This is a genomic window from Azohydromonas lata (genome assembly GCF_034427735.1).
Lineage (GTDB): Bacteria > Pseudomonadota > Gammaproteobacteria > Burkholderiales > Burkholderiaceae_C > Azohydromonas > Azohydromonas lata.
The window spans coordinates 20,980-27,520 of record NZ_JAXOJX010000087.1; the positions used below are offsets into that span (position 1 = coordinate 20,980).

Below are 6,541 nucleotides of genomic sequence, written 5' to 3' on the forward strand. Positions count from 1 at the left end.
GCTGCCCATCGGTTGGGCGCGAGATACATGCAAAGTGTTTTCTGAAAGAAGAGTAAGTGGACGCTGCCTGACGTTTTGCTTGCTATGGGTTTTGGCCTGCCTGATCCGGCATGTCTGATGTGCGAAATACACGCTTTGTTAGAAAATTATGGCGTCACGCTGGCCCATTTTACAATGCTGCAAAGCATTATGGCAGGTGTCGGTAAAAGTGGGTCAGCCACTGGCGCGAAATTTATTCGGCATGCGTTGATTTGACTGCTTCATGGCCCGGTCAAAACGTTTGGCCCAAAATGCACGAAAGATCGAGGTGATGCGTTGGAATCCTGGGGGGCAAGCGGCAAAGTTCTGAACAAATTGAAGGCAATCGCCCTGAGAATGCGATTTTTCGTTTTTCCGGTGGTTTATATCCTTGCGGCCTGGGGCGGCCAGGGGTTTTCTATTGCGCCCGCTATGGGCGTGTGCCTGTGGCCGCCCAGCGGCTTGTTCGTCGCAACGCTGTTGCTTCAGCCTGCACGCCAATGGCCGCCGTTGATGGCTGTTGCGCTGTGCGCTGACCTTTTTTCCAGCATCGTAATTTTCAAGTTTCCGCCCGGCATTGCGGTGGTCATCGCGATCGGCAACGCCCTGGAAGCCTTTGTTGGTGCATTTTTACTTCAGCGTTGGGCTCGGGGGAATTTCCGGTTTTCCGGTGTGGCGTCCGTGATGGCATTTTTATTGTGTGCCACCGTGTTCAGCCCTCTTTTGAGTATGTTGGTGGGAGGCACCGCCGTAAGCATCCATACCGGCGACCCTTTGCTGGACTCGTGGAAATTGTGGTGGACAGGCGATGCTGCCGGCGTCTTGATGTTTGCGCCGCTGATACTGGCCGTTTTGGGGCCGCAGGGCGGCACCGGCAGGGGCGCGGCCAGGACTGCGGAAATTGCCCTGATACTGTGCCTGTTGTTGGCGGTCGGGCATGGCGTTATGCTTAACCCGCATCCGACCATCTTTATTATTCTCCCCATCCTGATTTGGGCTGCCATTCGCGGTGAGCATTTGGCCATCGCCTTGGCCAATTTCCTGATGACTGTCCAAGTCGTGCTCTACACCAAGCGGGGCCTGGGGCCGTTTGCGCTGGACTACGCATTGGAAACACGCCAGTTTCTGGTGCAGTCCTTCATCATGGCTGCAGCCCTGACGGGATTGGTGCTGGCCGGCTTGGCCTGCCAGCGCCGCAAATCGGCTTTGGAACTGAACGCAGCGCGGACTGCCGCGGAGGCTGCGCTGGCAGCGGCGGAATCACAGCGGATCATCGCCGAGCGCGCCAACCAGGTGAAAAGCCAGTTCTTGGCCCATATGAGCCATGAGCTGCGCACGCCTTTGAACGCCGTGATGGGATTCAGCCATTTGATGACACGCATGTCCCTGCCTCATCCGGCAGGAGATTACGCGACACATATTCACCATGCAGGCGGGCATTTGTTGAGCTTGATTGACGACGTCCTGGACCTGTCAAGAATCGAAGCCGGCAAACTGCAGCTTGAAATCGTTCCCTTCAAATTGCTGCCACTGCTCGATGCGGTGTGTGCCTTGCTGCAGCCGCAAGCCCAGGCCAAGGCGCTGGAGTTGCGCCTGGATATTCCGGTGCCCCTGCCTGACGAGGTCGTGGGCGATTCTTTACGGCTCAAGCAGGTGCTGATCAATCTTCTGTCCAATGCCGTTAAATTCACGCAGTCCGGCAGCGTGGTATTGAGCGTTCACCCCGTCACCTGCAACCCTGAGCTGGTGACGCTGCTTTTTGCCGTTCAGGACACCGGCATGGGCATTCCCCTGGAACAGCAGTCCCATATTTTCGAGCCCTTCATGCAGGCCGACAGTTCCACCACGCGGCAATTCGGCGGCACGGGATTGGGCCTGGCCATCGTGCGCCGCCTCGTGGACATGATGGGCGGGCTGCTTGAATTGCAGAGCGCGCCCGGCCAGGGCAGCACCTTCAGCGTCACGCTGACCCTGGCCTTGCTGCCGCGGTAACCCTGAAATTCAGGCGGCCCTGGCCGGCCTATCCCAGCAGCGAATCCAGCTCCCCCAGCATGTGCGGCAAGTCCAGCGGCTTGGTCCAGTAGGCGGCAAAGCCGGCGGCCTGGGCCTGCTCGATGTCGCTGGACATGGCGGCGGCCGACACCACGATGGCCGGCACGTCGCGCAGCGCCACGTGGCGGCGCAGCTCGGCCAGCACCTGGATGCCGTTCATGTCCGGCAGGTGCATGTCCACCAGCAGCAGCCGCGGGCGGCAGCGCAGCGCCTCGGCCACGCCGCCGGCACCGTCCACCGCCACCTGCAGCCGCCATTGCGGCCGCATCTGGAACAGCGTCTGCATCAGCAGCGCGTTGACCGGGTTGTCCTCGATGTAGAGCACGTCCACGGCCGGCGTCCCGGCCTGCGGTGCGGGGGCGGGCTTGGGCGGCGCGTCGCCGGCTGCGGCCGGCTTGGGCGCGTGCGGGGCGCCGCCGGCAACGGCGTCACAAACACCCGCGGCACCGGCGGCACCGCCCGACGCATCGGTACCGTGCGGCGGTGCGCCTTGCGGCTGCGGCAGCTCGTGCTCCAGCAGCCCCGGCGTGGCCGCGCGCGCGGCCTCGGCCGCCACGGCGGGCATGCGCACGGTGAACGTGGAACCCATGCCCGGCAGGCTGCGCACGGCAATGGCGCCGTCCATCAGCGGCAGCAGCCGCTGCACGATGGTCAAGCCCAGGCCCGCGCCCTTGACGCCGCCGCGCTCGGCCCCCAGCCGGTTGAAGGGCTGGAACAGCGCGGCCTGCTGCTGCGCGTCCAGGCCCACGCCGTCGTCCTTGACCTCTATGGACAGGTGCCCGCGCCCGTCCTCGCGCGCCGACAGCCACACGTGCCCGCCCGGGTGGTTGTACTGGACGGCGTTGGAGAGCAGGTGGCCCAGCACCTGCAGCAGCCGTGCCTCGTCGGCCAGCACCAGCAGCGCCGGCGCGCACTCCACCAGTTGCAGCACGATGCCCTGGCCCTGCGCCTGCTCGCGCGCGAGCTCCAGGGCACGCGCGAGCAGCGCGCGCAGCGGCAGCGTCACGGGGTTGAGCGTGGCGCGGTCGGCCTCGATGCGGGCGATCTCCAGCATGTCGTCCACCAGGCGCAGCAGCTCGCGCCCGGACTCGCCGATGAGGCTCAACTGGCGCCGCTGCGGCCCGCCCAACGCGCCGGACTCCAGCTCCAGCAACTGCGCAAAGCCCAGGATGGCGTTGAGCGGCGTGCGCAGCTCGTGGCTGGCGCGGGCGAGAAACTCGGTCTTGGCGCGGCTGGCGCGCTCGGCCGTCTCGCGGCTTTGCGCGGCCACCTCCAGCTCGTACTGCTCGGTGATGTCGGCCACGTAGCCGTGCCAGACGACGCGGCCATCGCCGGCGCTGGCCGTGGCCTGCACGGCGTGCCAGCGCTGGCCGCCGTCGGGGGCGGTGACGCGGAAGCGGTCGCGCCAGGTCTGGCCGTTGTCGGCGGCGGCGTGCAGCGCGCGGCGCACGCGCTCGCGGTCCTCATGGTGTATGCGCTCCAGCCAGGGCGCGTCGCTCTCGCGCAGCTGTGCGGGCACCACGCCGTACAGGCGCCGCGCGGCCTCGCTGGCGTAGGCGAAGGCGCAGTGGCCGCCGGCCTCGCAGACGAACTGGAACAGCATGCCCGGCGCCAGCTCCGCGGCGCGCTTGACGCGCAGCAGCTCGTCTTCCAGGCGTCGGCGTTCCACCACGGGCAGCACCACCAGGTCGATGTGCTCGGCGGCTTGCGGCGGCGCGGGGTGGGCGCGCGCGTGGGCCAGCACTTCGACCGTGGCGCCGTCGCAGCCGCGCAGCGACAGCGCCAGCTCGCGCGCGGCGCCGTGCATGCGCAGCATGGGCATGAAGTAGCCGTAGTACAGCAGCCGCCCGCCGCCGCCCAGCAGCGCGTCGATGTGCAGGCCCTGCAACTGCTGCGGCGTGCCGTGCAGCAGCTCGCACAGCGCGGTATTGATCTGCCGCACCAGGCCGTCGGCGCCCACGCTCATCCAGGGACAGGGCAGCGCGTCGGGGTCTATGAGCAGGCTGGGCATGGGCAGGCGTGGCGGAGCGGGGCGGGGCGGGAGTTTCAGGCGGCGCCCAGGTACTGCGCGATCAGCGCCGTGGTGCGCGGCGCCTGGCTGAGCTGCGGGCAGTGGCCGGCCGTGTCCAGCAGCGCCAGCTCGCTGCCGGCAAGGTGCTCGTGCAGCCAATGGCCCACGGGCACGGGCACCACGACGTCGCCCGCGCATTGCACCAGCAGCGCGGGCACGCTGACCTGCGGCATGAGCGCGCGGTGGTCGCCCAGGAAGACCAGCCGCGCCAGGCGCTGCGTGGTGTAGGGGTCGCTGGCGGCGAAACTGGACTCGACCTCGCTGAGCAGCTCCGGGCGGCTGGGGTCGTTGAGCGCCATGGGCGCCATGAACTGCGCCCAGCCCAGCATGCTGCGCTCCATCATGGCCAGCACCGCCTCCAGGTCGGCGCGGTCGAAGCCGCCGGTGTAGTCGCCCAGGTTCATGTAGCAGGGCGAGGCGGTGAGCAGCACCAGGCGCTCGAAGCGCGCGGGCTGCGCCAGGCTGGCCAGCAGGCCGATCATCCCGCCCACCGAGTGTCCCACCACCGACACGCGCTCCAGCGCCAGCGCGTCGCAGATGTCCAGCAGGTCCTGCGCGTAGCCGTGCAGGCTGCCGTGGCGGGCCTCGTCGTAGCTCTGCGCGGCGGCGGCGCTGCAGCCGGCGTGGTCGAACACCACGACGCGGTGCGTGGCCTCGAAGGCCGGGGCCACCAGGCGCCAGGCGCGCTGGTCAAAGCCCAGGCCGTGGCTGAACAACAGCGCTCGCGATCCGCTGCCGCTCACGCGCACGCGGTGGCGCAAAAGGACATTCCCGTTCACAGCAACTCCGGCGCCCAATGAATTCACTTCACTGCGATGTTAGGTGCCGGCGGGAGCAATTCAGTTGCCGCAGGGCGCAAAACCTAGCACTTCCCGCAGCGGCTCGCCCAAAGCTTGAGATGGCGCAGGCCCTGGGGCACGGCGCGCGCCACGGCCCAGGCATTCAGTCATGCAGCAGCGCCTCCACCAGGCTGCGCACGATGTGCAGGCCCGGCGGCTCGGCGCGGCCGGCCAGGGTGACCATGCCGAAGCGGGCGCGGGCGTCAAGCGCGGGGGCGAGCGCCAGCTCCACCAGGTCCGGCGCCGCCGCGCGTATGGCCAGCAGCACGGCGTCGCTGTGGCGGGCCACGTCCACCAGCGGCGGAATCTCCTCGCAGCGCAGCGTGACGCAGTGGGCCGGGTGTGCCGTTGGGCCGTAGCGCTCCACCAGGATGCGCGCCACCTCCTCGCTCAGCGGCGTGGAGGCGATGGGGAACTGCTGCAGCGCCGCAAAGCGCAAGGCCCCCGTCCAGCGCGTGAGCGGGTGGCCTTCGCGCACCATGAAGGCGCCGCGCAGCTCGGCCAGCGAGCCCACGTGCAGGTCCGCCGCGGGGGAGAGCGAGCGCGCGTCGATGACCAGCGCGTCGAGCCGGCGCTCGCGCAGCGCGTGTTCGAGCAGGTGGATGTCGCCGCGTGCGATCTCCAGCACCGTGCCGGGGTGGCGCGTGGCCATGGCCTGGAGCAGCGGCGCCATCAGCAGCGCGCCGGGCCCGGAGCCCAGGCCCAGGCGCAGCCGCCCGGCCTGCCCGGCGCTCATCTGGCGGCCGCTGGCGGCGAGCTCGTCGGCCTCGAACAGCAGTTGCCGCGCGCGCTGCACCACCTCGCGGCCAAAGGGCGTGAGCTCGCTGCGCCGGCCCACGCGGTCGAACAGCGGCTGTCCCAGCTCCTGCTCCAGCGCCGCCACGCTGCGGCTGAGCGCGGGCTGCGTGATGAACAGCAGCTCGGCCGAGCGCGTGAAGGAGCCGGTCTCGGCCAGGGAAATGAGATGTCGCAACTGCACCAGCGTCACGGCGGCCTCTTTGGTCAACACATGAGTTGAGCGCATGCTAAGCGGTAAATCAATGCGCCGAAGATGCGGTCACGCCGCCTGCCGCCAGCCCTTGGCGTGTGCGTTGTGCGCACACCTGTGACAAGCGGCCGGTACAGCCGGCCTTGTGCCAGCCGGCCGCAGCCCTGCTTCATTCCTGAACGGGCTCCAGGCCCGTGAAACTGGCCGGCACAGCCGGTTTGACAGCCAATTTCACGGGTTAACCCTGAGGTTTTGGCGGAGAAACCGGTTCGCGTGCGGGCTGGTATGCAGCTTGCGCTTACGCCTTCATGACAAGCACGAAGGAGCAACAGCGATGATGGCGTTGGACGAAGCCTGGAAGCGTGGGTTCAAGGCGGGCGAAGTGTTCAGCAAGCACTGCCCCTACAGCGACGAGTCGCCAGAAGCGCGCAGTTGGTTCCTGGGCTGGAACGAGGGCTCCTCCAAGTCGCTGGGCTTTCCCTACAAGACGTTCACGCAGTGGTCGCGTCCGCCGGTGATGCCCGGCCCGTTGCCGCGCCCGCTGCCCCTGGGCGCGGCGGCCGTGCTGGAGCC

Annotated in this window: 5 protein-coding genes; 2 read left to right on the plus strand and 3 right to left on the minus strand. The window is 67.9% G+C overall.

Going from position 1 to position 6,541, the window contains the following annotated elements:
• Positions 1-375: 375 nt before the first annotated feature.
• On the plus strand, positions 376-2,010 hold the full coding sequence (locus SM757_RS30400; protein ID WP_322468209.1) for an MASE1 domain-containing protein: 1,635 nt from the start codon (positions 376-378) through the stop codon (positions 2,008-2,010).
• Positions 2,011-2,038: 28 nt separating this feature from the next.
• On the opposite strand, the gene SM757_RS30405 is transcribed toward SM757_RS30400, so the two are convergent.
• The 3 genes from SM757_RS30405 to SM757_RS30415 all read right to left on the minus strand — a co-directional run bounded on the left by SM757_RS30405 (position 2,039) and on the right by SM757_RS30415 (position 5,968).
• Entirely contained in the window at positions 2,039-4,081 is a 2,043-nt protein-coding gene (locus SM757_RS30405; protein WP_322468210.1) for an ATP-binding protein, read from the minus strand.
• Between the two features lie 35 nt (positions 4,082-4,116).
• Positions 4,117-4,920: an alpha/beta fold hydrolase gene (locus tag SM757_RS30410; protein ID WP_322468211.1), complete on the minus strand. Its 804-nt coding sequence runs from the start codon at positions 4,918-4,920 to the stop codon at positions 4,117-4,119.
• 163 nt (positions 4,921-5,083) lie between these two features.
• Positions 5,084-5,968, minus strand: coding sequence for a LysR family transcriptional regulator (locus SM757_RS30415; RefSeq protein WP_322468213.1), 885 nt, complete (start codon positions 5,966-5,968; stop codon positions 5,084-5,086).
• Between the two features lie 334 nt (positions 5,969-6,302).
• On the opposite strand from SM757_RS30415, the gene SM757_RS30420 reads away from it, so the two are divergent.
• Positions 6,303-6,541, plus strand: a 239-nt coding sequence (locus tag SM757_RS30420) for a hypothetical protein (RefSeq protein WP_322468212.1), incomplete at its 3' end; no start/stop codon positions are given.

Excerpts from the sequence above, each read along its gene's own strand:
- SM757_RS30400 (WP_322468209.1), top strand. The coding sequence starts at position 376 with ATGCGATTTTTCGTTTTTCCGGTGGTTTATATCCTTGCGGCCTGGGGC.
- SM757_RS30405 (WP_322468210.1), bottom strand. The coding sequence starts at position 4,081 with ATGCCCAGCCTGCTCATAGACCCCGACGCGCTGCCCTGTCCCTGGATG.